Raw genomic sequence first — 25,600 nt, 5'->3', positions numbered from 1 at the left:
TGGCTACCGGGCGACGCCCAGCAGCCGGTCCAGCAGCTCGGGCTGCGCACTCAGATCCGCCGCAGTGCCGGTGTGCACCACCGTGCCCCGGTCGAGCACGGCGGCATGGTCCGAGATCGCCAGGATGGCTTGCGGGTGCTGCTCGACGATGATGGCCGACAACCCCTCCTCGCGCGTGATGCGGCGAATGGCGCGCAGCAACTCTTCCACGATGATCGGGGCCAGTCCCTCCAGCGGCTCGTCGAGCAACAGCAGGCGCGGGTTGAGCACCAGTGCCCGGCCCACGGCCAGCATCTGCTGCTCGCCACCCGACAGCTGCGTGCCCAGGTTGGTCTTGCGCTCGGCCAGGCGCGGGAACATGGCGTACACCTTGTCCGGGGTCCACGGGGCCGCCGCAGCGCCCTTGCGGCCGGGCCGCGCCACGGCGGTCAGGTTCTCGTGCACGGTGAGCGACTTGAAGATGTTGCGCTCCTGCGGCACCCAGCCGATGCCGGCGGCTGCGCGTTCGTGCGAGGGCATGCGGTGCAGCGCCACGGCGCCCAGTGCCACCGTGCCCGCGTGCTGGCGTGTGGCGCCTGCCAGGGTGTTGATCAGCGTGGTCTTGCCGGTGCCATTGCGGCCCAGCAAGGCCAGGGTCTCGCCTTCGGCCAGCGACAGGGACACGCCCTGCAGCACCACGGCTTCGCCGTAGCCAGCGCTCAGGCCCTCGATCTTCAGCAGCTCAGACATGCGCGTCTTCTCCATAGCCCAGGTACACCGCCTTGACCTGCGGGTCGTTGGCGATGGTGTCGGGGTCCCCCTCGGTGAGCACGGTGCCGTTGACCAGCACCGTCATGCGGTTGGCAAAGCTGAAAACCAGATCCATATCGTGTTCAATCAACAGCACCGAGACATCGGCGGGCAGCGCCGCCACGGTCTGCAGCAGCTCTTCGCGTTCCCCGGCCGGCACGCCGGCCACGGGCTCGTCGAGCAGCAGCACGCGCGGCTCGCAGGCCAGGGCGATGGCGATCTCCAGCAGGCGGCGCTTGCCGTAGGCCAGCACCTTCGTCGGCTCGGCCATCACCGCCGTCAGGTGGAATTGCTCCAGCAACTGCTCGCAGCGCTCGTTCACCGCGCGCTGCGCACCCAGCGGCTGCCACCACTTGCCGCCAAAGCCGCGCTGCTGCGAGACCGTGAGCGCCAGCGTCTCCAGCGGCGTGAGCGAGTCGAACAACTGGTTGATCTGGAAGGTGCGCACCATGCCGCGCTGCACGCGCTGGTGCGGTGCCAGGCGCGTGATGTCCCGGCCTTCGAGCACGATGGAGCCCTCGGTAGGCTCCAGCACACCGGTGAGCAGGTTGATCAGCGTGGTCTTGCCCGCGCCGTTGGGGCCGATCAGCGCGTGGCGTGCGCCCTGGCGCAGGTTCAGCGTGACGTTGTTGGTCGCGGTGATGCCGCCGAAGCGCTTGACCAGGCCGTGCGCGGCCAGCACCACTGGCGCGTCGTTGACGTTGGTGGTGTTCATGCCTTGCGCCCTCCAAACCAGGTCCAGGGGCGGATCAGGCGCTCGCGCCCCACCAGCACCAGCACCACCAGGAACAGGCCGATCCAGAAGGTCCAGTACTGCGGCGTCACGGCAGAGATCAGGTCCTGCAGCAGCTTGAAGCCGATGGCACCGACCACACCGCCATAGAGCCAGCCCACGCCGCCGATCACCAGGATCAGCATCACGTCGGCCGAGCGGTGGAACTCGAACAGGTCCAGCGAGGCAAAGCCCGTGGTCTGCGTGAGCAGGGCACCCGCGGCACCCGCGAGTGCGGCCGCCAGCGTGTAGACCTGCGCCAGCTTGGCCGTCACCGGGATGCCGATGGCCATGGCGCGCAGCCGGTTGTCGCGGATGGCCTTGAGCGTGGCACCAAAAGGCGACTGCACGACGCGCCGCGCGAGCAGGAACAGCACCAGCAGCACGCTCATCGAGTACCAGGCCGCCGTGCGCCCGAACAGGTCGAACTCGAACTTGCCAAGCACCGGGCCCATGACCACGCCCTGCAGCCCGTCGGCACCGCCGGTCAGCCAATCGAGCTTGTTGGCCAGCTCCAGCATGATCAGGCCCACGCCCAGTGTGACCATGAGGCGCGTGAGGTCCGTGCCGCGCATGACGGTGAACGAGGCCACCGCGCCCAGCAACGTGGCGGCAGCGATGCCCACCGCCAGACCGACCAGCGGATCGGGCATCACATGCTTGGCGAACAGCGCGGCCGCGTAACCGCCCATGCCGAAGAAGGCCGCATGGCCGAGAGAGACGATGCCGGTGTAGCCCAGGATCAGGTCCAGCGAGAGGGCGAACAGCGCCACGATGGCAATCTCGTTGATGATCAGCGCATGGCCGGGCAGCGCCAGCGGCGCGGCAAAGGCCAGCAGCCACAGCACGGGCTCCCAGGGCCGCATGCGGCGGCTGCGCAGCAGGACGTTGGTGGACGATGCATCCATCACTTGCCCCCCTTGCGCACGAACAGGCCCTGGGGCCGCCACATCAGGATCAGGATCATGAGGCTGTAGACGATGAACGCCCCGAGCTTGGGGATGTAGTACTTGCCCGCCACGTCGGCAATGCCGAGCAGCAGCGCGGCCAGCAACGGCCCGGTGATGGAGGAGGTGCCGCCCACGGCCACGACGATCAGGAAGTAGATCATGAACTTGAGCGGAAAGCTCGGGTCCAGCCCCAGCACTTCGGCCCCGAGCGCACCGCCCAGGCCCGCCAGGCCCGAGCCGAAGGCGAAGGTGGACAGGAACACGATGTTCACGTTGATGCCCATGCCGGCAGCCACGCGCTGGTCGTCTACCGAGGCGCGCAGGCGGCTGCCGAAACGCGTGCGTGTGAGCACGTACTGCAAACCCACGGTGAGCGCCGCGCACACCGCGATGATGAACAGGCGGTAGTGCCCCATGCCGAGCATGAAGGCGCCGCTGCCCAGCTCCGTGCGGCCCTTGAGCCAGGCCGGCAGTTGGATGATCTGGCCCGTGGAGCCCACGAAATAGTCCACCGTGGCCACGGCCATGAACACCAGGCCGATGGAGAACAGCACCTGGTCCAGATGGGCCTTGTGGTACAGCGGGCGGTACAGCGTGCGCTCCAGCACCGCCCCCAGCAGCGCCGTGCCGATGAATGCCAGCGGCAGGCACCACAGAAAGGGCACGTTCAGCCGCTGCATGAGCAGCACGGTGATGTAGCCGCCCGCCATGGCGAAGGCCCCGTGCGCGAGGTTGATGAAGTTCATCAGCCCCATGGTCACGGCCAGCCCCACCGCCAGGATGAACAGCAGCATGCCGTAGGCAACGCCGTCGAAAAGAATGGTCAGCATGCAATCACTTCAATAGAACACAGCACGGCGCCGTCCACCGGCCAGAGGAACACCCATCTTCGATACTGGCGAGCCCGACGCCAGCGCCACCGTGGAACTGGCTTCGCCAGGCCGGGGGTGGCGTACCCCTGTAGGGGGATGGCGCGAAGCGACTCAGGGGGTTACTTAGTCTTTCCGGGATCCTTGACGTCCTTGATCACGTCGAACTCCACGTTGTAGAGCTGGCCGTTGACGCGCTCGACCTTGCGCAGGTACACGTTCTGCACGATGTCACGGGTCTGCGCGTCGATGAACACCGGGCCGCGCGGGCTCTCGAAGACCTGGCCCTTCATGGCGGCCAGCAAGGCATCGCCGCCGCCCGCGCCCTTGGTGGTCTTGAGCGCTTCGTAGATCACACGCATGCCGTCGTAGCCGCCCACGGCCATGAAGTTGGGGCGCAGGCCCTTGTTGGCCTTCTCGAAGGCGTCGACGAACTTCTTGTTCAGCGGCGAGGGGTGCGCGGCCGAATAGTGGTGCGAGGTGACCACGCCCAGTGCGCCGTCGCCCATGTCGTTTAGCTGGTCGTCATCGGTCACGTCGCCGGTGGCGATGAGCTTGATGCCGGCCTTGTCCATGCCGCGCTCCAGGAACTGCTTCATCACCGCAGCGCCTGCGCCCGAAGGCACGAAGACGAACAGCGCATCGGGCTTGGCATCGCGCACCTTCTGCAGGAAGGGGGCGAAGTCGGGGTTGCGCAGCGGCACGCGCAGTGCCTCGGTGACCTGGCCGCCGTTGAAGCTCAAACGCTGGTTGAAGAATTTCTCGGCGTCGATGCCCGGGCCGTAGTCGCTGACCAGGGTCACGACCTTCTTGATGCCATTCTTGGGTGCCCAGTCGGCCAGGGCCACCGACACCTGGGGCAAGGTAAAGCTGGTACGTACCACGTAGGGCGACGCTTCGGTGATGCTGGACGTGGCCGCTGCCATCACCACCAGCGGGGTCTTGGCCTGCGTGGCCAGCGGTGCCGTGGCCATGGCCGAGGGCGTAATGCCCATGCCGGCGAGCACATTGACCTTGTCGTTCACCACCAGCTCCTGGGCCAGGCGGCGCGTCACGTCGGGCAGGCTGGTGTCGTCCTTGACGATGAGCTGCACCTTCTTGCCACCGACCGTGTCGCCGTTCTGCGCCATGTACAGGCGCGCGGCGGCCTCGATCTGGCGGCCCGTGGTCGCCTGCTGGCCCGTCATGGGCAGAACCAGGCCGATCTTGAAGACGTTGTCTTGGGCTGCGGCCGGCAGGGCCGCCAGGCCGCCGGCCAGGGTCAGGGCGGCAGCGGCCGAGGCGCGCAAAAGGTGGCGTTTGTGCATGGTGCTTTGTCTCCTGTGGAATGTCGTTGTATACAGCGTGTGCTGGCCGGAGTCTGGTACGGCGCAGGGCAACGCACAAGCGGGATTTCGGACTTTTAGATATCGCCGATTGTGATAACTTGCAACAGTTATAGGTCAGGCGCTTTCCCTGATGAGCTGCACCCCGGGCAAACCCTGACCCTGTGATGCCTGCACGGCTGCGAGCAGGTTGCGCCGCGTGATGCGCGAGTGCTCGCGCATGATGGCCTCGGCCCTCGCGCCCTCGCGCCGCTCTATGGCATCGAGCACCTGGCGGTGCTGGTCCTGCGCCACCACCAGCATGTCGCGCGCGGCGGGCGAATGCGTCTGCACCACCACGAAGGCCGATGGCGAGGCAAACGGCAGGCCCTTGACCCTGTCGAGCTCGCGCACGATGACATCGCTGCCCACCATGCGGCTGAGCAGGTGGTGAAAGCGCGCGTTGAGCGCCACATAGGCCGAAAAGCCCTCATCGTCGAGCGAGCGCGGCGCCAGCACGGCGTCGATCTCGTCCAGGCACTGCACGGTATCGGCCATCACACCCACCTCCACCCCGCGCTCGGCCGCCAGCCGCGCGGCCAGACCTTCCATGGTGCCGCGCAGTTCGATGGCATCGGCCACGTCGGTCTCCGAAAAGGTGCGCACCGCATAGCCGCCGCCCGGCAGGCGGTGCAGCAGCCCTTCCTGCTCCAGCCGCATCAGCGCGGCCCGGATGGGGGTGCGCGAGACCCCGAGCAGCTCCACCAGCGGCAGCTCGGCAATGCGCGCGCCACCGGCGAGTTCGCCGGCCAGGATCATCTCGCGCAGCCGCAACTGGGCCTTGACCGACTGCGAGGCGCCGGCTTCGGACGCATCGCCAAGGGCGGCAAGGGCCTGGGGTTCGGGGTGGTTCATGGTCGGTGCGAAGCGGGAGTTCTGGCGTAAGGCCGAATGTATACAGGAATCCGCAAAACCTCCATCGCGCTTCGACGTCGACCTATACAAAACAACACTTTATGGGATATGCCAGTGCGCGATAGCTGGTTTATGGCTTTTTTATGTATACAGAAACCGGACTTTTTCGCACAATCCATTCACGAACACAGCGATCCGCAGGCTGCCTGTATACCAAGCCTGTGGCGCGACACATCCTTCCCCCACGGAGAGAGACAAGCACCATGTTCCCCAAGAATGCCTGGTACGTCGCCTGCACCCCCGACGAGATTGCCGACAAGCCCCTGGGCCGCACCATCTGCGGCGAGAAGATGGTCTTCTACCGCCCGGCACCCGACCAGGTCGCGGCGCTCGACGACTTCTGCCCCCACCGCGGCGCGCCTCTGTCGCTGGGCACGGTCTGCGATGGCCAATTGATGTGCGGCTACCATGGCCTGCGCGTGGGCTGCGATGGCAAGGCCGTGTCGATGCCGGGCCAGCGGGTGCAGGGCTTTCCACGCACGCGCAGCTTTCCGGTGGTGGAGCGCTACGGCTTCATCTGGGTCTGGCCCGGCGATGCCGCGCAGGCCGACCCCGCCAAGGTACACCACCTCGCGTGGGCCGAGAGCCCCGAGTGGGCCTATGGCGGCGGGCTGTACCACATTGCCTGCGACTACCGGCTGATGGTCGACAACCTGATGGACCTGACGCACGAGACCTATGTGCACTCCAACAGCATCGGCCAGAAGGAGATCGACGAGGTGCCGTGCAAGACCCGCGTCGAGGGCGACGAGGTCATCACCAGCCGTTTCATGGAAGGTATCCAGGCGCCCCCGTTCTGGCAGATGGCGCTGCGCATGAACGGCCTGCCCGACGACCAGCCCGTGGACCGCTGGCAGATCTGCCACTTCACACCACCGAGCCACGTGCTGATCGAGGTGGGCGTGGCGCTCGCCGGCCACGGCGGCTACGAAGCCCCGGCCGATAAGAAGGCGTCGAGCATCGTCGTGGACTTCATCACGCCCGAGACCGAGACCTCGATCCACTACTTCTGGGGCATGGCGCGCCACTTCAAACCCGACGATCCGGCCCTCACAGCGCAGATCCGCGAAGGCCAGGGCAAGATCTTTTCCGAAGACCGCGAAATGCTGGAGCTGCAGCAGCTGAACCTGCTGCGCCACCCCGAGCGCAAGCTGCTCATGCTCAACATTGACGCAGGCGGCGTACAGTCGCGCAAGGTGATCGACCGCACCCTGGCGGCGGAGCAGGCAGCATGACGACCGCGCAGGAAACCCTGCAGGTGCGCGTGGTGCGCAAGCAGGCCGAGGCCGAGGGCATCGCCAGCTTCGAACTGGCCCGCACCGATGGTGCGCCGCTGCCGGCCTTCAGCGCGGGATCGCACATCGACGTGCACGTGCCGGGGGGCCTCACACGCCAGTATTCGCTGTGCAACAGCGCAGGCGAGCAGCACCGCTACCGCATCGCCGTGCTGCGCGACGCAGCCTCGCGCGGCGGTTCCGCCGGCATGCACGATGCCGTGCACGAAGGTGACGTGATCACCATCAGCACGCCGCGCAACCATTTCGAACTGCACCCGGCGCAGCGCACGCTGCTGCTGGCGGGTGGCATCGGTGTGACACCGCTCTTGTGCATGGCAGAACGCCTGGCCCACACCGCCGCCGACTTCACGCTGCACTACTGCACGCGTTCATTGGCACGCACGGCGTTCACCGAGGAGATTGCAGCATCCGCCATGGCGCCCCACGTGCAGGTGCACACCGACGAGGGCGGGCCCGAGCAGAAGCTCGACCTCATGGCCGTGCTGGCGGACGTCGCACCGGACGCGCGCCTCTACGTCTGCGGCCCCGCCGGCTTCATCGACCATGTGGTGAACACCGCCAAGAACCTGGGCTGGCCGGCGGACCGCATTCACCTCGAATACTTCGGTGCACCGGCACAGGACACCTCGGGCGACGGCGAGTTCGAGGTGCGCATCGCCAGCACCGGCAGCACCTACACCATACCGGCCGATATCTCCATCGTCGATGCGCTGCGCCCCCAGGGCGTGGACATCATGACCTCGTGCGAACAGGGTGTGTGCGGCACCTGCCTCACGCGCGTGCTCGAAGGCGAGGTGGACCACCGCGACATGTACCTCACCGACGAGGAGAAGGCGTCGAACGAGCAGTGCATGCCCTGCTGCTCACGGGCCAAGGGCAAGCTGCTGGTGCTGGATCTCTAGAAGCTACTCAGCTTCGGCCGTTCGGATGGTGTCGCGGCCATGGCGGTCCTTGGCCCGTCCCAGATCGGTGTCGAGCGCGCGCGCCAGCTTGTCGGTGGCACCGATGAAGGCGTTGGCCATCTTGTCGGCCTCGTCCGTCACCGTGACGGGTTGGCGGCCCGTGACGCGAGCCTCGATACGGCAGCGCTTGTCCTTGGCGCCGGACTTGCCGGCATCGACATCGGACAGGAATACCTCCAGCCGCGTCACATGGTCCTGGAAGCGCGCCAGGCGGGTCTTGGCTTCGTCTGTCACCCATTGGGCCAGGGATTCGCTGCCGTTGATGTGGTCGTCGGTGTTGACTTGTACTTGCATGCGGGGCTCCTTGGGGTGGTTGCGAGAAAAAGGCGGCGGCGACAGGCCGCAGCCATGGCCCCATGGTGGCACCAAAGGCGCCACAGCGCGAATCGGCCGGGTAAGAACCTGTTAAACACAGGTTCTTACAACTTATCCAGCGCAACGGCGGTTGGCCAGGGTGCGCCCGCAGGCAGTGCCGCCGCTTCGGTCACGCGGGTCCGCAGGCGCAGGGCAGCCGGGTCGCCGGGGCAGCGCTGCAGCAGTTGGTCGAGATGTGCCGCAGCCGCAAACGCATCACCCGCCTGGAAGGCATCCAGGGCCGCTGCGGACAATGTGCAGGCCTCGCTGTCGGCACAGAGCGTGAAGACGCGAACCGGTTCGGCCCGCCCCTTGACGATGACCTCGTCCAGCACGCGCACGGGCAGGAAGGCCGGCAGTTGCCGCGCCGTGGCCTGCGACAGCAGGATGCCCGTGCCGAAGGCCTTGTTCGCGCCCTCCAGGCGCGCCGCAAGGTTCACCGCATCGCCGATCACCGTGTACGAAAAACGCTGCTGCGAGCCCACGTTGCCCACCACCACCCGACCGGTGTGCAAGCCGATGCGCATTTGCAGCGGCGGCAGGCCGCGCGCGCGCAGGGCGGCCACCAGCGGTTCCATGGCCTTTTGCATGTCCAGCGCCGCATGCACCGCATGCTCGGCGTGCCGGGCATCGTCGAGCGGCGCGCCCCAGAAGGCCATCACGGCATCGCCGATGAACTTGTCCACCGTGCCGCCGCTGGCGTGGATGATGGGCGTCATGGCGTCGAAGTAGCCGGAGAGCAGTTCCACCGTCTGCTCGGCGCTGAGCTGTTCCGACAGGGTGGTGAAGTTGGCCAGGTCGGTGAACATGATGGTCACCTCACGCACCTCGCCGCCCAGGCGCATGAGTTCGGGCTCAGCCACCAGGCGTGCCACCACCTCGGGCGGCACATACTGGGCGAACATGGCCCGGGTCTGCTGGGCCCGCTGGCGCACCGTGGCGTAGATCACCAGTGCGGTGGCGCCCGTCAACCCCAGGGCCGCGGCCATGGGCATCAACGGCGGCCACCACAGCCGTGCGTGGGCGAACAACAGCCACGAGGCGAGCGCCATGGCCGCCACCAGGGCCGCCATCAGCACGACCGCCCAGCCCGTGTGCAGGCGTCGACCGGCCAGGATCACCAGCGGCACCATCAGCAGGAGCAGCACGGGAGTCCAGTGCCCTGGCGCACTGCGCAGGCCATCGCCTGCCAGCAGGTTGTCCACCTGCGTGGCCTGCAGTTCCACACCGGGAAACAGGCGATCACCCCCAGCAGAACCGAAGGGCGAGTTGAACATGTCGGCACGCCGGCTCTCCAGGTCGGAGGCGCTCAGCGCAGAGCGCCCCACCAGCACGATCTTGTCCTTGAAGAAGCCGGGCGGCAGCAGCCCCGGCTCCAGTGCCTGGTAGTACGAGCGCGTGTCGAAGCTGCCGCGCGGGCCGCGGTAGGCCAGCCACTCGGCCGATCGCAGGTCTTTGGCCCCCACGCCCGCAACGCGCCGCGCCATGTGCATGGCCAGGCTGTCCTCGTCGCCAAACGCACGGCGTACCACAAAGTCGTCGTCCGGCTGTACCAGCGAACTGCCCGCCTGGCCACCCGCGGCCAGCAGCCGCTGCAGCGGCGGCACCTCGGTCCACAGCGTGGCATTGCCGCTGTCGATCTTCTCGCGCGCCGAGGCCAGCACCACCGGCGCGGCCGTGGCCACCGCACGCTCCAGCGCAGCGTCCTCCTCCTCACCGCTCGGGTCGGCGAACACCACGTCCATGCCGATCACCGCCGCACCATCGGCATGCACGCGCTCGATCAGGCGTGCGTGCAGGCTGCGTGGAAAAGGCCAGTGCTGCTGCAGCTCCTGGAAGCTGGGCTCGTCGATCGCAAGGATCACCACCGGATAGGCGCTCCGCTGGGGCGCCGAGAGCGCCGTGAGCACGTCGAAGGTCTTGAACTCCAGCGCGTGCCAGGGCCGGGTGAACGTGGCAGCCCAGGCCAGCAGCAGCACCAGCGCGCTGGCCGCCAGCGCCAGCACCGATTCGCGCCAGAAGCCCCTAGAAGCGGTAGCGCGCATCGATCACGTACCGGACCGTCTGGCGCGGTGTCCGGTCTCCGAACAGGTTCAGCACCCCGGCGCCCACCACCCAGTGCTTGTCCTGCGTTTCCCAGTAGCCCGCGATGTCCAGGTTCCAGCCCGGCGGGCGGCGCGTGAGGTTCTGCTTGTCCTCGAAGCGCTCGGACCGGTAGACCGCCCGGGCGCTCAGGTACACACGCTGCGCGCTGGCCCAGGTAGCCCCGATCACCGCCGAGTGGCGCGGTATGTAGGGGATGCGCAGGTCGCGCACCAGGCTGTTGCTGGTGCTGTCCAGGTACTGGCTGCGGCTGTGCTGGAACAGGTACTTGGCATAGCCCGACCACTGGCGGCTGAACATGCGGTTCACGCCCGCGCCCAGGGCCTGCAGGCTGCCCTCCTCGAATCCCGGGGTGCCTTCGAGCACATCGGTGGTCGACAGGTTGATCATTTGCGCGTTGCGCATCTCCTCCAGGAAAGGCATGCTGGGCGTGCGCAGGTCCACCCCGATCACGCCGGGGTTGCGCACGCGCAGGTGGTCGGCGCGCAGGCTCACGAAGGTGCGTTCGTCGACCTCCATGCCCAGCTGCGCCACCGTGCGCCGATGGCGGCCACCGGCCTCCACCAAGCGGTCTTCGACCGGAATGCCGGCCGTCTCCACGCTGGTGAGCGTGGACGCACTCAGCGGGCGCAGCCAGTCCTGGTAGGCCATGCGCAGCGTGCTGCCCACCGCCGGGGTGAACACCAGGCCCACGCGCGGGGTGGCCACCCGCTGCGTGTCCGCGCGGCGCGCCTGGCTCGATTCGCTGACGTCCCGCACCAGCAGGCCCACCGCATTGCCCCCGCGCACCCGGTGGCGGATCTGCTGCAGCCCCAGCGCACCATCGAGCAGCAGGTCCGGCGTGAACTGCTGGCTGCCGGCCAGGGTCAGACCGGTGTAGCGCCGGTCGATCTCGTTGACGCCGGCAAACACCATGATGTCGGGGGCCACGGCGCTGTCCCGGCGGATCAGGGGGCCGTAGCCGCTGACTTCGCTGGATTGTTTTTCCGCCACATGCTCCAGCGTCACGCTCAGGCGCTGGCCGGGCTGCGGGTCCACCGTGTGGCGCAGCTGCAGATCGGTGAAGGCCTTGTCGGGCGAGGCCTTGAGGCCCATGAGGGCCGCCAGCGGCTGGAACAGAAACAGGGTGGGGTAGTTCTCGGAGCGCGTGTGCTCCGTGCTGCGCCCCAGCTTGAGCCAGGTTTGCTGCACCGGGCTCCAGCGGTAGGACAGCCCCGCCATCCCCAGGCGCACCCGGTTGCTTCCCGTGGTCTGCAGCACGTCGGACCCATCGCCCCAGAGGTCCAGCCGGTTGCGCCCCTGCAGCGACACGTCAAACTGGTTGGCATACACGAACAGGTTCAGGCGCTCGGTGGGCTGCATGCCCAGCCCCAGCGTCAGCACGTCGGCCCCCACGTCGGCGCCTCCCGTGGAGTCGTGAAACGCCGGTACGTTGAACACCCCCACGTCGATCGGAAAGCGCTTGCTGCGTGCGTTCTGCGCCTTGAAGAACCAGGACACCGGCACCTGGCTGTTGTCCATTCCATTGAGCGTGAGCGAGGGCGCGCGCATGCGGTAGAACTCGCGGTCCAGCATCATGCCCAGAGCACCGTGGCTGCCCGGCCGCTGCAGCAGCGAGGAATGCAGCTGGCTGGCGCCAAAAGCCATGGGGTCGGTCAGAAAGCCCTGGAACAGGGCCGAGTTCTTGTTGAACTCGCCACGGTAGCGGTCGGCCAGGAACAGGTGGCTGCCGCCCCAGTACGGCGAAAAGCTTTTTTGCGCCAGCTCCAGTGCCCAGTCCTCCATGCCGAAGAAGGCCAGCGAAGCGCCCAGGTTGGCGCTGCCCTTCTGGTCATTGGCCACCTGGTTGAGCGACTTGAGGTAGGGCATGCGCTGCACGGCCGCGCGGGCGGACTCGACGGCATCGCCGGGCTGGAACAGATCGGTCTGGATCTGCGCCAGCAGCAGGTAGGGCAAGGGGTCCTTGTCGTCGAGGGCACTTGCCTGGCGCAGCGTGGCCAGCGCATCGGGCGTGCGTCCGAGCTGGTAGTAAGCCACCGCCGTCCAGACCTTGGCACGCGCATAGCGCGGCTCCATCACGCCGGCGCGCAGGAAGTCGCCGAGCGCGGCCTGCGGCCGGCCCTGCTTGAGGTGCATCAGCCCCTGCCCGGTGAGCGCCACATAGTCGGCAGGGTTGTCGCGCAGGGCGACTTCAAACGCCTGCCCTGCCTCGGTGAACTGGTTGACAAAGGTTTCGAGCGTGCCCCGCTCGCCCTGCGCCCCCGGCGTCTGCGCATCGAGTGCCAGCGCCTGGCCCAGTGCCTTGCGTGCAGGGCCGGTCTCCTCGCGCTCCACATGTGCGCTGCCCAGACCCTGCCAGACCCGTGCGTCGCCGGGCATGCGCGCCGTGGCCTCGGTGTAGGCCGCAATGGCCGCCGGCCCATTGCCCTGGCGGCGGGCCAGCTCGGCGCGCACCAGCGCCAGGCCCCCGTCGCTTGCGTCGCTGGTTTCCGCCAGCGTGGCCTGCGCCTCTTCGACCCTGTCAGTGAGCAATTGCACGCGCGCCAACTGGGCCACCAGGGCCGGATGGGCAGGCCAATGCTGCGTGAGCGCCGTGCGCAGGGTGTTCACGGCCGCAGGTCCATCGCCGTCGAGCAGTTGCAGATCCGACTGCATGAGCCAGGCGGCCAGCACGGGCGGCTGGCCCGCGCCGTCGACCTGCTGCGCAAGCCGGGCGCGGGCGGTCTGCAGGTCACCCGCCTGCAGCGCCACGGCGGACTCCATGGCGGCTGCCCAGACGGCGGGCACCTGGCTGCGCACCTGGGCCAATGCGGCGGCTGCAGCGGCCGCATCGCGGGCAGCCAGCGCGCGCCGCACCGGGTCCAGCGCGGCAGGCATGCCACCATCGGTATGGCCCTGCGCCGCGAGCGAAGGCAGCGGATCGGCGCGCAGCGCATTCACCCACTGGATGCGGTCGCGCGGCTGGCTCAGCACCATCTTCACCGGGGCCTGGCCCACATCGGCGTAGGCGGCCTCGTTGGCGGCCACCGACACCTGACCCTGGGCGTTGCCGAACTCCACCGTGCCCGAGAGCACGGTGATCAGCGTGCGGCCATCGCCAGCGACCTCGATGTCCCAGTCCGTGCCACGGATCGCGGCCGTGGCGGCGGGCGTTTCCAGCGTGAGGCGGCTGCCGTCGGCGCGGCGCGTCTGCGTCCAGGCCCGGCCGGCGCTGAGCATCAGCGTGGTCATGGGCTGCGCAGGCGTGGCCACCGCCTTGACCTGCAGCACCGTGTTCTGGTGCAGGCGCAACTGGGTGTCGTCGGCAAACAGCAGGGCCATGCGTGCGGCGTCGCGCGTGCGCACGAAGTCGCCGGGCGCCAGCGCCTGGGCCTGGCGTGCCGGCTTCCAATCCGGCGTGGCCGCAGCGCGCTGGTCGCCCGGGCCTTGCAGGCCCACGATCTCGGCCGCCGCACCCGGCGGCACGGCGGCATGGCTCGGGGGCCAGGCCAGGGCCAGGAACATGGTGAGCGCGGAAAGCTGCATCGAGGGGTGGCGCATGGAGGTGCCTTGTTTTCCTATGGGGCGGGCAGCGGCCGACGCAGGTGCGGCCACGAACGGGCAGGCCGCAGCCCGTCACACCCGGTTACCGAAATTATCGGGAACGAGGGCGGGCCGCAGCACACCAGGCACCAACGGCAACCCGCCATTTCATGAAGAAAGCCACATTTCATAGCACCGGGTGGCGCAGCCACAGGCGTGCACGGCCCTTTCCTACAGACGGCGCAGGGTGCGGGTGCTACAACGTAAATACCTATTGCCTTGCATGCGCAGCCTCTGGTGCACATGCCTATGGAGCCCCCACCCATGCCCGCCGCCCCCCGCCTCAAGATTGGCCTGTCCGCCTGTTTCCAGCATGCCGACCCCACCCGCTCCCTGTTCACCAACAAGACCCTGCAGTATGTGGAGCAGTCCATCGCGCACTGGCTGATGTCGGCCGGGGCCATGGTGGTGATGGTGCCCTGCCCCACGGGCGAAACAGCACGCGGCGACGTGACGCTGGCCCACTATGCCGATTGGCTCGATGGCGTGGTGATGCACGGCGGTGCGGACGTGTGGCCGGGCAACTACGGCGAGGAGCCGCTGCGGGAAGAATGGGTGGGCGACCGCGTGCGCGACCTGTACGACCTGGCGGTGGTCAAGGCTTTTGCCGAAGTGCGCAAGCCCATCTTCGGCGTCTGCCGGGGCCTGCAATTGATCAACGTGGCCTTCGGCGGTGCGCTGTACCAGGACATCGAGTTCCAGCACCCCGGCGCCCAGCAGCACCGCAACGCCACCACCTACGACCAGCATTTCCACGACATCGAAATCGTGCCCGGCACGCGCCTGGCGCAGCTCTATCCAGAAAAGCCCCGGGCACGCGTCAACAGTATCCACCACCAGGGCATCAAGCGCGTGGCGCCGGACTTCGAGGTGGAGGCCCTGAGCGAACCGGATGGCGTGCCCGAAGCCATCCGCCTCAAGCCCGCCCCGGGGCGCGGCTACATAGCCGCCACGCAATGGCACCCCGAGTTTCACAAGGTGGGCTCCGATACGCTGGACGACACCGCCATCCTCGAGGATTTTCTCACTGCCTGCACCAAGGCCAAGGCGCAAGCGCCGGCGGAGCCCCATGCCTCGCCCTTGCGTGACCGCGCCACCCGACTGCTGCGGCGGGCGCTGCGCAAGGACCGGCAGAAGGCCGGGGAGCAATGATGGCGGGGCTGCGCCACTGGCCGCTAAAAAAATAGCAAAAGCGCCCAATTGTTCTCACCTGGCGATGCCTGCGGACCGCCGGCATCTTCTGCCGCAGCCCAACATCCTGGATACTTGGCGCCTGTTGAGCCCCTATCCAGCGAGAAGCGAGCCCGCACCATGAGTATCTTCGACCGCCTTCTGGGCGGTATGCGCAAGACGACGGACCGTCCAGACGCCCCCCCCGCACGTGCCGCAGACCCCCTGGAGCGGCGCAAGCACAGGCGTGTCAATGCGCGAAAAGGCACCAGGGTGCTGATCATCGACGACTCGCCGACCGTGGTCGCCGTCCTGCGCAAGACGCTGCTCTCGGCAGGCTATGAAACGCGCGAGGCGCTGGATGCAGAGAAGGGCCTGGCCCTGATCGCCGAGGAACCACCCGACCTGGTCTTTCTCGACATCATCCTCCCGGGCATGAACGGGTTCAATGCACTGCGCACCATTCGCAGGCTGCCTGCCTCGCAGCACATCCCGGTGATCATGATCAGCGGCAACGAGCACGCCACCGAGCAGTTCTATGCCAATCGGATCGGCGCTGACGATTTCATGAAAAAGCCGTTCTCGCGCCATGAGATCTTCGCCCGCATCGAGGCCTTGCTTGACGCGCAGCTCATTCCCCGGCGCAGTGGTGGCGCGCCGGGCGGTGCCGCCACAGACGTGCCGCCCGCCCCGTTCTGATCCCCCAGCAGCCCTGAGCGACCCCGCTTTGCTCTGACCGTTCTGACAGCCGCCGCAGCCGACCCACAACCCCAGGCTGATCAACGCCCACACATCACACGTTCGCCGCCCTTCGAGGAACAGCAGCGCGTGCGCCTCCAAAGTGCCTTCGCACCCACCTGGGTAAAAAAAAGCTGGACGCTCGGCCAATAACGGGGCAAGGTGCTCTCGTAGCTTCGGCAGACGGTCCCGGTCACAACGGGTCTCCTCTGCTTTTCTTCCGGCTTTGAGAGGAGGACACCATGCGAGCAACCGAGCGAAATCGACCGAGGCGACACCCGATGGAGAGCCTGCGCCCATCCCCTGCCAGCGCGTGCGCACCCCACCGAAAGCGCTACGCAGCGGCACTGGCCCTGGCGGCCGGCATGCTGGCATGGCCAACGCTGGCAGGCACACTCACCGGCACGCTGCAGTCGCAGATTCAGCTCACGGCGGGCTGCGTGATCGCGGGGAGCTCCGGCAACGCCTCCGGCGTGAACTTCGGCCTGCTGGACTTCGGCACCAGGCCCAGCACCTTCACGGGCATCGTCAACGCCACGGCCTCCGGCGGCGAGAGCGTCTCGGGCCCCACGCAGATCGTGTGCTCACCCGATGTGCTGGGGATCAGCATCCTGGTGGGCCCGGGCTCCTACGCTGGCCAGGGGGGCTCCATCGGCGCCGGCAGCCGCGCCATGCGCAACGGCAGCACGGCGGCCTACATCCCGTATGACGTGTTCCGCGACCCGGCGCACAGCCAAGCCTATCCGACCGGAGCGGCGATCACGGGGATCACGGTGCCAGCCAATGGCGTGGCCTTTGCGCTGCCCATCTATGGCCAGATCAACAAGTCAGACCCCTCGGCGCTGCCGGCGGGCATGTACACGGATACGCTGCAGATCACGCTGACCTACTGATCTCCGGGCGCCGGACCACCGGTCGCAACCACCAGGAGACAGAGGCAGCAGGGGAATGGGTGTGCGAAGAGCGCGGGAGCGCCAATGAGGATTTGCATTCAATCGTATGACCAGGCGGGAGCCGCAGACAGTGCTGTAGCACGGCAAGGCGAACCAACGACGTTAGACGGTTGAAGGCAAATCCGCATCACACCACAGGCCGTGGCGGGCGGCCGAGGGAGCATCATCCATGGTTCAAGAAATGCATGCGCGTGCAGGAAGAGGCTCGCGCGCCAGAAGCCAGGCCAGCCCGCAGGTGGCCATCGTGCTGCCGTTGCTGTGCACGTCACTGGCAGCGATGGCCGCGACGGCGCCCACCAGCCCCTCCTTTGCGGTGAACGCCTCCGTCGTGAGCGGCTGCATCGTGTCCGGCAACTCCTCGCAGGTGACGGGCGTGCCCTTCGGCTCGGTCAACTTCGGCACGCACTCCGCGGTCAGCACCGGCACGGTCACCGCCATGGCCAGCAACGACATGGGGATGCAGGCCCAACTGGTGTGCACGGCCGGCACGGCGGCGCAGGTCAGCGTGAACGGTGGGCTGAACCTGCAGGGCGCACAGCGCCGCCTGTCCAACGGGGCCGGCCAGTTCATCCCGTACACGCTGTCGCTGGTGGCCGGCACGGTGACCGCCCTGGCGCCCAACGTGGCAGTCGGCATCACCATGGGCACAACACCGACGGCCCTGCCCATCCGGGGCAATCTGGTCCTGCCCGGCTCCGCCGCCATGGCCGGCACCTATGTGGACACGGTGCTGGTGACCGTGACATGGTGAGCACGCACCACCTCACGGCTTTCCCTTCTGCCGTCGCCTGGCTGCGCACCGCGCGCTGCATGGCCTTCGCGCTCGCTGCCTGCGCTGGCTGGGCGCATGCAGCCACCCCGCTGATGATCTGGCCGGTCGATCCCGTGATCACCGAGGAACAGCAGGCCGTGGCCGTCTGGCTGGAAAACCGCGGCACCGCCGCCGTCTCTCTGCAGGTCCGGGTACTGGACTGGAGCCAGACCGATGGCGAGGAATTCTTCTCGGCGCAAAAGGACGTGGTGGCCAGCCCGCCCATCAGCCTGGTGCCGGCCGGCAAACGGCAGATGGTGCGACTGATCGCCGCCCGGCGCCCACCCACGGGCCTGGAGGATGCCTACCGGGTGGTGATCGACGAGCTGCCCGCCCCCGGCGACCCGGCGCAAATGCCTGCAGGCGCGGAAACCGGCATGGGCATCCGCCTGAACGTGCGCTACGCCATCCCGTTGTTCGTCTATGGCGAGGGCGCGCAGCCGTTTCGGCCGACCAAGCCCCTGCTGGCTGGCGGCAAGGGCAAGCCCTTGCCGCCCTCCCTGACTTGGCAGGCCACGAAGCAGGGCAACCGGCACCAGCTCGTGGTGCGAAACCAGGGGGCGGGCCACGCCCGCCTGACCTCCGTGCAATGGAATGCCGGCAGCCGGGGCGCCATCTCCATCAATGAAGGACTCATGGGCTATGTGCTGCCAGGCAGCCAGATGCAGTGGGAGCTGGAGGCGCCACCGCCGGCCAACCCGGAGCTCAAGGCCACGATCAACGGGGTTGAAACCCTGGTTCCCCGTGCACCGCGATGAACGCCCTGGCTTCTTGGCCCGCGCGGGCCGCGCCCTGGTGCTCGGTGCCTTCCTTCCTGCGCAGCTTTCTGCGGGCACTTATCCGCCGCCGCCCTCGGCGCCGGATGCAGCCGCGCAACCCGTGGTGCTGTACCTCGATGTCGAGGTCAACGGCCAGGCGTCCGGGGCGCTGGTGGAAGTGCTGCAGCGCGGCCCCCATTTCGAGATCGAAGCGCAGACCTTGCGCCAGATGCATGTGCAAAACGGCCAGCCCGCGGGCGCCCGGGTCGCGGTGGATGCGCTGCCCGGCGTCACGGCCGACTACGACGCCCTGGGCCAGCGGCTGCGCCTGTCCGTGCCCGCACAGTGGCTTCCCATGCAGCGCCTGGCCGACGAGACGCCCGAGGAAACACCCACCAGCGTCACCGGCAGCGGCATGCTGTTCAACTATGACCTCTACACGAGCCACTCGCGCGCGCAGTCGCTCACCTCGCTGTGGTCCGAACAACGCTACTTCAATCCCCGCGGCGTAGCCTCCAACACCGGCATCGTCCGCCTGCATTCCAGCGGCGCAAGCCGCGGCTACATACGCTACGACACGCGCTGGACGAGCGTGGACAACGCCAGGGCCACGGAGACCACCTACGGAGACCTGGTGACGGACTCGCTGCCCTGGACCACCTCCGTGCGCATGGCCGGCGTGCAGTGGGCGCGCAACTTCGGCGTGCGCCCCGACCTCATCACCTATCCCCTGCCCGAGTTCGCCGGCCAGGCCGCCCTGCCTTCGGCCGTGGACCTGTTCGTCAACGGCTTCAAGGCCGCCAGCCACCGCGTGGCCCCCGGGCCGTTCACGCTGGGCGAGCTTCCTGTGGTCAGCGGTGCCGGCACGGCCTCGGTAGTGACCACCGACGCCCTTGGGCGTCAGGTCCAGACAACCATTCCGTTCTATGTGAACCGGGAGCTGCTGCGCCCCGGCTGGACGGACTACTCCCTCTCGTTGGGCACCTTGCGCAGGGCCTATGGGCTGCGCAGCTTTGCCTATGGCCGGCCGATTGCCGCAGGCGTGTACCGCCAGGGCCTGTCGGACCGCGTCACCCTGGAAGCCCAGGCGCAGTTGGGCAAGGGGCTTGGCGTGGTGGGCATCGGCGGCATGGCCGGCCTGGGCATGCTGGGCATCGCCAATGCCTCCCTGACACGCGGCACCACGGCGCGCTCTGGCAGTGGCTGGCAGTATTCCGCAGGCTGGCAATACCATACGCCGCGCGCAGGCTTCTCCTACCAGCAGACCGGCCGCGACGCGCGATTCGGCGACGCCAGCACCTATGCCGACGACGGCTACCAGCTGTCCCTGCGATCACGCCAGTTGAGCGTGAGCTGGAACCTGGGCACGGGCTCGGTCACGGGGGGCTGGCTGGACATGCGCAATGCCAGGAACGAACGCAACCGCCTGGCGTTCGCCAGCTACAACCTGCCGATCACAGGCAACACCTTCCTCTCGGTCACGGCGGGGCGTACGGTGGAAACCCGGGAAAACCAGTTGCGGCTGCAGCTCACCTATTTCCTGGGCGACCGCTCTACGGCCCAACTGGCCACGTCGAAGAACCGCGAATCCACCCAGACCTACGCGAGCTACCAGCGCACCATGCCCACCGAAGGCGGCTATGGCTGGAACGTGGCGCAGACGCTCTCGGGCGGCCCCCAGCGCTACAGCCAGGCCGCTCTGCAGTACCGCAACAGCACGCTGAGTGTGGAGGGTGGGGTCAGTGCCAGCCCTGGCCAGACCATGCAGTGGGGCACGCTGTCGGGCTCGCTGGGCAGCATCGACGGGCACCTGTTCGCGGCCAACCGCGTGTACGACGGCTTCGCGCTCGTCTCTACCCAGGGCATGCCCGACGTGCCCATCCTGTACGAGAACCAGTTGGCCGGCCACACCAACGCCCAGGGCTACCTGCTGGTGCCCAGCGTACCCGCCTACTACCCGGGGCGCTACGCGGTGGACCCGCTCACCCTGCCGGCCGACGTGCACATTCCGGCGCTGGAGCGGCGCATGTCCGTCTCGCGCAATGCCGGCATGCTGGTGGAGCTGCCGGTGCTCAAGCTGCGCACGGCCACCATCACGCTGGTGGATGCGCAGGGCACGCCCATGAAGGCCGGCAGCGCCGTGCTCCACACGCCGGGCAACATGCAGACCGTGGTGGGCTGGGATGGCGTGGTCTACCTCACCGTGCTGCGGCCCCAGAACGCCCTGCAGGTGCGCACCCCCGAGGGCGCGTTTTGCAAGGCCGACTTTTCCGAAGCGGCGTATGCATCATCGCGTGACCTGATCGTCGGCTGCCTGCCCACCACCCCGCGCCCCCAGGAAGGAGCTGTGCGATGACAACCCTCTACACCCTGCTGCAGCGCTGGCGCAGCCTGTGGGCCTGCCTGGTTCTGGCCTTGTGCCCGGTGCAGGTGTTGGCCATCTGCGCGGCCACCGAGACCAGCGGCGCGCTGGGCACCCACCCCTCGCAGCGGGTGCGCAGCGGCTCACCCATCACCACCACGGCAGACTTCAAGCTCGGCTGCGGATCGGTGGTGCTGGCGCTGTTTGCCACGCCTACGCTCAAGGCCAAGATCACCACCGCCACCTCCGGCCTCACGCTGAAGAACACGCTGAACAGCGCCATCACCATTCCCTACCAAATCAGCCCGGTGGGCGGCGGTACCTTCACCTCCGGGCTGTTGATACTCGATCTCAATGGCATCAACGCGGTTTCGCTGCTGAGCAACAACAGCGCCACCATCGGCATCAAGATCAGCACGCTGGCGGGCGCCAACGTGCCGGCAGGCACCTACACGGACAGCATCACCGTCAACTGGACCTATGCGAACATCTGCGAAGGCATTGCCGTGGGCTCTGCCTGCGTGGGCAACGTGCGCAACGGCAATGAGGATCGCACCCTGACCGTGACCCTGGTGGTCATCAACGATTGCACCATCACGGCGCCGGACATCCAGTTCGGTTCGGCGCCCCTGCCCAGCGGATTCAGCGCCGTCTCGCAGAGTATTTCCCTGCTGTGCACCAAGGGCATGACCTACTCGGTGGGGCTGGACATGGGCGGCCAAGCCAATGGCACACGGCGGCAGATGGCCAGTGGCAGCAACCGGCTGCAATACAACATCTTCAAGCCCGATACCAGTGTCTGGGGCAGCGTCGGCACGGCGCGTGCTGCGGGCCTGGGCATGGCCGACGGCCTGACCCTGCAGGTGATGCCCTACACCGCGAGCGTCTATGCGGACCAGCCGAACGTGCCCGTGGGCACCTACACCGACAGCGTAAAGGTGGACGTGGAGTTCTGAACGGCACCGCCGGGCAACGCCCAATACCCCTGCACTGGTCAAACTGCGCAATTCACTGTAAATTCATACAGTGAATTTACAATCCAAGCTGGCCATCCTGGCCGACGCCGCCAAGTACGACGCCTCCTGCGCTTCGAGCGGCGCCGCGCCCCGCGATTCGCTGGGCGGGCGCGGCATGGGGTCCACCGAGGGCATGGGCATCTGCCACAGCTATGCGCCCGACGGGCGCTGCATCTCGCTGCTCAAGATCTTGCTGACCAACTTCTGCCAGTACGACTGCCTGTACTGCGTGAACCGGGTCAGCAGCAATGTGCCGCGCGCCCGCTTCACGGTGCAGGAGGTGGTGGACCTCACGCTCGATTTCTACCGGCGCAACTGCATCGAGGGGCTGTTCCTCTCGAGCGGCATCATCCAGAGCCCCGACTACACCATGGAGCAGGTGGTGGAGGTGGCGCGCGTGCTGCGCGAGGAGCACGATTTTCGCGGCTACATCCACCTGAAGACCATCCCCGATGCCTCGCCCGAGCTCATGGAGCGCGCCGGCCGCCATGCCGACCGGTTGAGCATCAACGTGGAGCTGCCCACGCCCGAAGGGCTCACGGCCCTGGCGCCGCAAAAGGACGGCGCGGCCATTGCACGCTCGATGGCGCGCATGGCGGTGCACATCGAGGACGCTCGGCAGGCGCGCAAGGAGCAGGCGGCCGCCAAGGTAGTGTCCATGCCCGCCTCGGCACGCGCCCGCAGGGCCCCGGCGCCGCACTTCGCGCCGGGCGGCCAGAGCACGCAGATGATCGTCGGCGCCGACGCCACCGACGACCGCACCATCCTGGCTACCAGCGCCGGGCTGTACGGCGTGCACCGGCTGCGGCGCGTGTACTACTCGGCCTTCAGCCCCATCCCCGATGCGGCGCGCGCGCTGCCGCTCATCGCACCGCCCACCGTGCGCGAGCACCGGCTCTACCAGGCCGACTGGTTGATGCGCTTTTACGGCTTTGCGCACGGCGAGATCGTGCCCGCCGGCCAGGGCGGCATGCTGGCGCTGGACATGGACCCCAAGCTTGCCTGGGCGATTGCGCACCGCGAGCGCTTCCCCGTGAACCTGAACACCGCCCCGCGCGAGCTGCTGCTGCGCGTGCCTGGCTTTGGCGTGCAGACGGTGGACCGCCTGCTGGCCGCGCGCCGCGTGCGCCGCCTGCGCCATGCCGACCTGGCGCGGCTGCATGTGCCGCTCAAGAAGGTGCTGCCCTTCGTGGAGGCGGCCGACTATCGGCCGGGCCGCACGCTGGATGCGGCCGATCTGGCCGCCCGCATGGCTCCGCCGTCGGCGCAGCGCGGCCTTTTCGATTGAGACAAGCCACCATGGCACTGCACACCATCACCCTCGCACATGCCACCGACTGGCCGGGCTTTCGCCGGGCCGCACGTACGCTGGTCCAGGCCGGCGTGCCGCCGCAGGAGGTGGAATGGTTCACCGCGCAAGGCGCTGCGCAGGACCTGTTCGCCGCCCCCTCGCCATCGGGCCTGCCCCTGGATGCGCCGCCAAAGCAGACAGTAGGCCCGGCGCCGCGGGTGCCCGAGGATTTTCTGCGCCTGTGCGAACGCCTGGTGCTGCACCGCAACCCGGCGCGCTTCGCGCTCATGTACCGGCTGCTGTGGCGCCTGGCGCATGAGCGCGGGCTGCGCCACGACCCGCTCGATACCGACCGCATGCAGGCCCACCACATGGTGCGTGCCGTGGCGCGCGACATGCACAAGATGCACGCCTTCGTGCGCTTTCGCCCGGTGACCGATGGCGAGGGCCGCACGGTGCAGGTGGCCTGGTTCGAGCCCGACCATTTCATCACCGAAGCCAATGCCGGCTTCTTCGTGCGGCGCTTCACGCAGATGCACTGGGCCATCCTCACGCCCGATGCCAGCGTGCGCTGGGACGGCGAAAAGCTGCATACCGGCCCCGGCGGCCAGCGCAGCGATGCGCCGCCGCCCGACGCGGGCGAGGCCCTGTGGCTCACCTACTACCGCCACATCTTCAACCCCGCTCGCCTGAAGACCGACATGATGCGCAAGGAGATGCCACAGCGCTACTGGCACAACCTGCCCGAAGCCGCGCTGATCACCGAACTGACGCGCGGTGCCCACGAGCGCAGCGCGCGCATGGTGGAGGCCGAGGCCACCACGCCGCGCAAGGCCATCGCACCCCTTATCCCGTCACACGCGCACGCATCGCGCTGAACTGCGGCGCCAGCTCGGCCGCCGTCCAGCGCCAGGGCAAGGCGTTCGCGCGCCAGATGCCACCCAGCACCTGCAGCCGCAGCACGCGCTGCGCGCCGGGCCAGCGTGCACGCGAGGCCTCGTCCCAGAGCAGCTCTGCGCGGGCGGCCACATGCAGCAGGCCACCGTCCTCGTAGTCCACCCACAGCAGCCCGGCCTGCGGGTGCAGCGCAAGGTTGCCCAGGGTGTTGAAGAACAGGTTGCCAGGGTAGTCGGGCAGGGTGAGCACCTGTCCCTGCTCCGTGTGCTCGGCATGCACGAAACCCGGCTCGCCACCGCGGTGCGACACGTCCACGCCTTCGTTGCGCCGTGTGCCCGGGTGCGCGGCCGAGGCACTGGCGATGAACATCGTGTCGCTGCGCGCAATCAGGCCTAGCGCGGCGGCATCGAGCCCCGCGCCCAGCACCTGGGCCGGTGCCGGGGGCGTCACCACCGCGCGCAGGCCGGGCGCTCGCGCCTGGATGTACTTGGGGCAGTTGCCAAAGCTCTGCGCCACACTGACCTCCAGCCCGTGGGCACCGAACGCAGCCACTCGCCCGTTCATGCGGTTGCGCCGGCGGGTGTGCGGCTCCAGCCCGAGCACGCCCACCGGCGCACCGGGCGCCAGCCGGGCCAGCACCGGGTCGGCGGCATCGGGCGCCACGGCCAGGTGCATGGACCCGGCATCGGGCGTGTGCACGAAACCGGGCGGCCCGGCCACCATGGTGGCCCACGGCTGGCCCTGGCCGTCGAGCGCGCCCAGCAGCAAGGTGGGCAGTTTCTCGAACAGTTCGCGGTGCTGGTCGGGCATCTGGTCGCGCAGCACCACGGGCCCGACGGCGGCCATGCGCTCGCGCACGCCCACACGCTCCTGCAGGGCCTGCTCGCCCACGTGAAAGGCGGCGGCGGGCGCGGCGCTCATGCCGGCACCGCAGCGTCAGGGGCGGGCAGGCGGTCGGCCAGGGGCACATAGCCTGGCAGAGCCTCGACCCGCGCGACCCAGGCGGCGATGCGCGGGTAGCCAGCCAGCGAGAGCCCGCCGATCGGTGCCTGCGAGGTGTAGCTCACCATGGCGATGTCGGCCAGCGTGGGAGCGCCACCGCCCAGCAGCCAGTCGCGGCCTTCGAGCGCGGGCTCCATGAAGTCGAACAGCCGGCGGCCGATGGCCAGTGCCGCCTCGCTGGGTTCGCGGCCCGTGATGGCGGCAAAACGTGCGCTCGATGCCCCGGGCGCCAGCATGCCGGCCGCCAGGCTGAACCAGCGCTGCAGGCCGGCCTGGCCCACCGGGTCCTGCGGGATCCAGTGGCTGCCAGGTGCATAGCGCTGCACCAGGTAGACCAGGATGCCGTTGCTGTCGGACAGCACCAGATCGCCATCGACCAGCACCGGGATCTGGCCCAGCGGGTTGCGCGCCAGGTGGACGGCCTGGCGGTGCTCGCCGGCGATCACGTCCACATGGACCAGCGCATGGGGCAGGCCGAGCATGGACAGCATGAGCTCGACCCGGTGGCTGTGGCCCGAGATCGGCATGCGGTAGAGCGTGAGGGGTGCGGAGGGGGCCATGGTGGGAGGTCCTTGTCAGAGGGGGGAAACACAGAGGACTCAACGATATCCATTGCCAAACCTGCCGTGAATAGCCATAGTGCG

At 68.2% G+C, this 25,600-nt stretch carries 22 protein-coding genes; 11 read left to right on the top strand and 11 right to left on the bottom strand.

The genetic code is table 11. The features are described from left to right. Positions 1-3: 3 nt before the first annotated feature. The 6 genes from ASE31_RS06630 to ASE31_RS06605 all read right to left on the bottom strand — a co-directional run bounded on the left by ASE31_RS06630 (position 4) and on the right by ASE31_RS06605 (position 5,599). Entirely contained in the window at positions 4-729 is a 726-nt protein-coding gene (locus ASE31_RS06630) for an ABC transporter ATP-binding protein (protein ID WP_057200836.1), read from the bottom strand. Beyond that, entirely contained in the window at positions 722-1,504 is a 783-nt protein-coding gene (locus ASE31_RS06625; RefSeq protein WP_057200718.1) for an ABC transporter ATP-binding protein, read from the bottom strand. Before ASE31_RS06625 ends, ASE31_RS06630 begins: the two co-directional genes overlap by 8 nt. Then, positions 1,501-2,469 (bottom strand): branched-chain amino acid ABC transporter permease, encoded by a 969-nt coding sequence (locus ASE31_RS06620; RefSeq protein WP_057200717.1) that lies wholly within the window; start codon positions 2,467-2,469, stop codon positions 1,501-1,503. Before ASE31_RS06620 ends, ASE31_RS06625 begins: the two co-directional genes overlap by 4 nt. Further along, the gene (locus tag ASE31_RS06615) at positions 2,469-3,341 is read right to left on the bottom strand and encodes a branched-chain amino acid ABC transporter permease (RefSeq protein WP_057200716.1); all 873 of its coding nucleotides are present in this window, start codon (positions 3,339-3,341) and stop codon (positions 2,469-2,471) included. Before ASE31_RS06615 ends, ASE31_RS06620 begins: the two co-directional genes overlap by 1 nt. 161 nt (positions 3,342-3,502) lie before the next feature. Next, positions 3,503-4,687, bottom strand: coding sequence for an ABC transporter substrate-binding protein (locus ASE31_RS06610; protein ID WP_057200715.1), 1,185 nt, complete (start codon positions 4,685-4,687; stop codon positions 3,503-3,505). Between the two features lie 135 nt (positions 4,688-4,822). Then, entirely contained in the window at positions 4,823-5,599 is a 777-nt protein-coding gene (locus tag ASE31_RS06605; protein WP_057200714.1) for a GntR family transcriptional regulator, read from the bottom strand. A gap of 263 nt (positions 5,600-5,862) precedes the next feature. Between ASE31_RS06605 and ASE31_RS06600 the strand changes: the two genes are divergently transcribed. Then, positions 5,863-6,894, top strand: coding sequence for an aromatic ring-hydroxylating dioxygenase subunit alpha (locus ASE31_RS06600; RefSeq protein ID WP_057200713.1), 1,032 nt, complete (start codon positions 5,863-5,865; stop codon positions 6,892-6,894). Next, positions 6,891-7,859, top strand: a complete 969-nt coding sequence (locus tag ASE31_RS06595) for a PDR/VanB family oxidoreductase (protein ID WP_057200712.1) — start codon at positions 6,891-6,893, stop codon at positions 7,857-7,859. The genes ASE31_RS06600 and ASE31_RS06595 overlap by 4 nt, the downstream gene beginning before the upstream one ends. A 3-nt stretch (positions 7,860-7,862) precedes the next feature. On the opposite strand, the gene ASE31_RS06590 is transcribed toward ASE31_RS06595, so the two are convergent. From ASE31_RS06590 to ASE31_RS06580, 3 genes are all read right to left on the bottom strand, one after another. After that, on the bottom strand, positions 7,863-8,213 hold the full coding sequence (locus ASE31_RS06590; protein ID WP_057200711.1) for an HPF/RaiA family ribosome-associated protein: 351 nt from the start codon (positions 8,211-8,213) through the stop codon (positions 7,863-7,865). Positions 8,214-8,338: 125 nt separating this feature from the next. Then, positions 8,339-10,318, bottom strand: coding sequence for an adenylate/guanylate cyclase domain-containing protein (locus ASE31_RS06585; protein ID WP_057200710.1), 1,980 nt, complete (start codon positions 10,316-10,318; stop codon positions 8,339-8,341). Then, on the bottom strand, positions 10,299-13,916 hold the full coding sequence (locus tag ASE31_RS06580; protein WP_057200709.1) for a TonB-dependent receptor domain-containing protein: 3,618 nt from the start codon (positions 13,914-13,916) through the stop codon (positions 10,299-10,301). The genes ASE31_RS06585 and ASE31_RS06580 overlap by 20 nt, the downstream gene beginning before the upstream one ends. Positions 13,917-14,222: 306 nt before the next feature. On the opposite strand from ASE31_RS06580, the gene ASE31_RS06575 reads away from it, so the two are divergent. From ASE31_RS06575 to ASE31_RS06535, 9 genes are all read left to right on the top strand, one after another. Beyond that, complete coding sequence (locus ASE31_RS06575) at positions 14,223-15,110, top strand: gamma-glutamyl-gamma-aminobutyrate hydrolase family protein (RefSeq protein WP_157412373.1); 888 nt, start codon at positions 14,223-14,225, stop codon at positions 15,108-15,110. A 291-nt stretch (positions 15,111-15,401) separates the two neighbouring features. Continuing rightward, positions 15,402-15,827: a PleD family two-component system response regulator gene (locus ASE31_RS06570; RefSeq protein WP_235514307.1), complete on the top strand. Its 426-nt coding sequence runs from the start codon at positions 15,402-15,404 to the stop codon at positions 15,825-15,827. Between the two features lie 320 nt (positions 15,828-16,147). Next, positions 16,148-16,759, top strand: coding sequence for a spore coat U domain-containing protein (locus tag ASE31_RS06565; RefSeq protein ID WP_235514298.1), 612 nt, complete (start codon positions 16,148-16,150; stop codon positions 16,757-16,759). A gap of 229 nt (positions 16,760-16,988) precedes the next feature. Next, positions 16,989-17,570 (top strand): spore coat protein U domain-containing protein, encoded by a 582-nt coding sequence (locus tag ASE31_RS06560; protein WP_082604044.1) that lies wholly within the window; start codon positions 16,989-16,991, stop codon positions 17,568-17,570. Beyond that, on the top strand, positions 17,567-18,388 hold the full coding sequence (locus tag ASE31_RS06555) for a molecular chaperone (protein WP_235514297.1): 822 nt from the start codon (positions 17,567-17,569) through the stop codon (positions 18,386-18,388). The genes ASE31_RS06560 and ASE31_RS06555 overlap by 4 nt, the downstream gene beginning before the upstream one ends. After that, the gene (locus ASE31_RS06550) at positions 18,357-20,744 is read left to right on the top strand and encodes a fimbria/pilus outer membrane usher protein (RefSeq protein WP_235514294.1); all 2,388 of its coding nucleotides are present in this window, start codon (positions 18,357-18,359) and stop codon (positions 20,742-20,744) included. Before ASE31_RS06555 ends, ASE31_RS06550 begins: the two co-directional genes overlap by 32 nt. Beyond that, positions 20,741-21,706: a spore coat U domain-containing protein gene (locus tag ASE31_RS06545; RefSeq protein ID WP_057200703.1), complete on the top strand. Its 966-nt coding sequence runs from the start codon at positions 20,741-20,743 to the stop codon at positions 21,704-21,706. The genes ASE31_RS06550 and ASE31_RS06545 overlap by 4 nt, the downstream gene beginning before the upstream one ends. A 70-nt stretch (positions 21,707-21,776) precedes the next feature. Then, positions 21,777-23,054 (top strand): putative DNA modification/repair radical SAM protein, encoded by a 1,278-nt coding sequence (locus ASE31_RS06540; RefSeq protein ID WP_057200702.1) that lies wholly within the window; start codon positions 21,777-21,779, stop codon positions 23,052-23,054. An 11-nt stretch (positions 23,055-23,065) separates the two neighbouring features. Then, the gene (locus tag ASE31_RS06535; protein WP_057200701.1) at positions 23,066-23,935 is read left to right on the top strand and encodes a TIGR03915 family putative DNA repair protein; all 870 of its coding nucleotides are present in this window, start codon (positions 23,066-23,068) and stop codon (positions 23,933-23,935) included. On the opposite strand, the gene ASE31_RS06530 is transcribed toward ASE31_RS06535, so the two are convergent. Then, entirely contained in the window at positions 23,904-24,875 is a 972-nt protein-coding gene (locus ASE31_RS06530) for a pyridoxamine 5'-phosphate oxidase family protein (protein ID WP_057200700.1), read from the bottom strand. The two genes, ASE31_RS06535 and ASE31_RS06530, sit on opposite strands and share 32 nt — an antisense overlap. Then, the gene (locus ASE31_RS06525) at positions 24,872-25,516 is read right to left on the bottom strand and encodes a glutathione S-transferase family protein (protein WP_057200699.1); all 645 of its coding nucleotides are present in this window, start codon (positions 25,514-25,516) and stop codon (positions 24,872-24,874) included. The genes ASE31_RS06530 and ASE31_RS06525 overlap by 4 nt, the downstream gene beginning before the upstream one ends. Positions 25,517-25,600: the final 84 nt, after the last annotated feature.

This window comes from Acidovorax sp. Root217 (genome assembly GCF_001428645.1).
Classification (GTDB): Bacteria; Pseudomonadota; Gammaproteobacteria; order Burkholderiales; family Burkholderiaceae_C; genus Acidovorax.
This window is presented reverse-complemented; position numbering and strand designations above follow the sequence as displayed.

Excerpts from the sequence above, each read along its gene's own strand:
- ASE31_RS06615 (WP_057200716.1), bottom strand. The coding sequence starts at position 3,341 with ATGCTGACCATTCTTTTCGACGGCGTTGCCTACGGCATGCTGCTGTTC.
- ASE31_RS06620 (WP_057200717.1), bottom strand. The coding sequence starts at position 2,469 with ATGGATGCATCGTCCACCAACGTCCTGCTGCGCAGCCGCCGCATGCGG.
- ASE31_RS06610 (WP_057200715.1), bottom strand. The coding sequence starts at position 4,687 with ATGCACAAACGCCACCTTTTGCGCGCCTCGGCCGCTGCCGCCCTGACC.
- ASE31_RS06585 (WP_057200710.1), bottom strand. The coding sequence starts at position 10,318 with ATGCGCGCTACCGCTTCTAGGGGCTTCTGGCGCGAATCGGTGCTGGCG.
- ASE31_RS06580 (WP_057200709.1), bottom strand. The coding sequence starts at position 13,916 with ATGCGCCACCCCTCGATGCAGCTTTCCGCGCTCACCATGTTCCTGGCC.
- ASE31_RS06575 (WP_157412373.1), top strand. The coding sequence starts at position 14,223 with ATGCCCGCCGCCCCCCGCCTCAAGATTGGCCTGTCCGCCTGTTTCCAG.
- ASE31_RS06625 (WP_057200718.1), bottom strand. The coding sequence starts at position 1,504 with ATGAACACCACCAACGTCAACGACGCGCCAGTGGTGCTGGCCGCGCAC.
- ASE31_RS06590 (WP_057200711.1), bottom strand. The coding sequence starts at position 8,213 with ATGCAAGTACAAGTCAACACCGACGACCACATCAACGGCAGCGAATCC.
- ASE31_RS06605 (WP_057200714.1), bottom strand. The coding sequence starts at position 5,599 with ATGAACCACCCCGAACCCCAGGCCCTTGCCGCCCTTGGCGATGCGTCC.
- ASE31_RS06535 (WP_057200701.1), top strand. The coding sequence starts at position 23,066 with ATGGCACTGCACACCATCACCCTCGCACATGCCACCGACTGGCCGGGC.
- ASE31_RS06530 (WP_057200700.1), bottom strand. The coding sequence starts at position 24,875 with ATGAGCGCCGCGCCCGCCGCCGCCTTTCACGTGGGCGAGCAGGCCCTG.
- ASE31_RS06600 (WP_057200713.1), top strand. The coding sequence starts at position 5,863 with ATGTTCCCCAAGAATGCCTGGTACGTCGCCTGCACCCCCGACGAGATT.
- ASE31_RS06560 (WP_082604044.1), top strand. The coding sequence starts at position 16,989 with ATGGTTCAAGAAATGCATGCGCGTGCAGGAAGAGGCTCGCGCGCCAGA.
- ASE31_RS06595 (WP_057200712.1), top strand. The coding sequence starts at position 6,891 with ATGACGACCGCGCAGGAAACCCTGCAGGTGCGCGTGGTGCGCAAGCAG.
- ASE31_RS06525 (WP_057200699.1), bottom strand. The coding sequence starts at position 25,516 with ATGGCCCCCTCCGCACCCCTCACGCTCTACCGCATGCCGATCTCGGGC.
- ASE31_RS06565 (WP_235514298.1), top strand. The coding sequence starts at position 16,148 with ATGGAGAGCCTGCGCCCATCCCCTGCCAGCGCGTGCGCACCCCACCGA.
- ASE31_RS06630 (WP_057200836.1), bottom strand. The coding sequence starts at position 729 with ATGTCTGAGCTGCTGAAGATCGAGGGCCTGAGCGCTGGCTACGGCGAA.
- ASE31_RS06545 (WP_057200703.1), top strand. The coding sequence starts at position 20,741 with ATGACAACCCTCTACACCCTGCTGCAGCGCTGGCGCAGCCTGTGGGCC.